At 65.6% G+C, this 1,217-nt stretch carries 1 protein-coding gene; it reads left to right on the plus strand.

From position 1 onward, the window contains the following. A partial coding sequence (locus AC0TNG_RS00040; RefSeq protein WP_473723521.1) for an RHS domain-containing protein occupies positions 1-1,217 on the plus strand: 1,217 nt, incomplete at both ends.

A 1,217-nucleotide genomic window follows, 5' to 3' on the forward strand; every position in this document is an offset into this window, starting at 1 on the left:
CGGCCAGATTACCCGCATCCGCCGCACGCCGACGGCCGAAGGCGTTGCCCTGGGTATCGAAAGCGATGAGATCGCATACCGCCACGACGCCGCCGGGCGCGTGCTGAGCGAGTCCGGCATTAACGGCGCGGTGGGCTACGAGTGGGATGCCCTGATCAACCTGACCGGCCTGACGCTGCCCGGCGAGCAAAAGCTGGCCTGGCTGCACTACGGCTCCGGCCACGTCAGCGCTATCCGCTTCGGGCAGCAGCTGGTGACCGAGTTCACCCGCGACCGCCTGCACCGCGAGGTGCGCCGCACTCAGGGCGCGCGCGAGCAGCTCCGTCAGTATGACAGCCTCGGAAGACGCACCCTGCAGCGCAGCGAGCTGAGTACGGACGTGACCCTGCCGGAGCAGGAGCTACTGGAACGCCTTTATCGCTACACCGCGCGCGGCGAGCTTTCCGGCGTCAGCGACACCCTGCGCGGTGAGGTGGACTACGGCTACGACGCCGAAGGGCGCCTGCTGAAGCACTACGAGGCCCGCCATGGGCACGGCCGCGCGCAGTTCAGCTATGACGCCGCGGATAACCTCGCCGCCAGTGACGATGCGGTACCGGTCACGGATAACCGCCTGCAGCACTGGCAGGCGCTGTTTATGAAATACGACCACTGGGGCAACCTGGTCAGCCGTCGCAACGGGCTGTATGAACAGCATTACGCCTATGACGCCGAGAACCGTCTGGTGTCCGCCCGGGGAACCGGGCCGGAAGGGCGCTTTGAGGCGCGCTATCACTATGACGCGCTGGGCCGCCGCACGCGCAAAATCGTCACCACGACGCACGGCACCACCGACACCCGATTCCTGTGGCAGGGCTACCGCCTGCTGCAGGAGCAGCAGGAGAGCGGGCTGTGCAGCACGTATATGTACGACCCTAATGAAGCCTGGAGCCCGCTGGCGAGGGTGGATCACCTCCGTGACCAGAAGAGCGGTGAGATTTACTGGTTCAATACCGACCTGAACGGCGCGCCGCTGGAAGTGACCGACGAGCGCGGCGCGGTGCGCTGGAGCGGCCAGTACGGCAGCTTTGGCGAAATACATCATCAGAGTGAAGGATTCTCGAGGGTTGTGAATCGCTCGGCGATGGCGCACCAGCCGCTGCGCTATGCCGGGCAGTACGCTGACGGTGAGACGGGACTGCACTATAACCTGTTCCGCTACTACGACCCGCAGGTCG

The sequence above is a fragment of the Enterobacter sp. PL_is514 genome, from assembly GCF_055816715.1.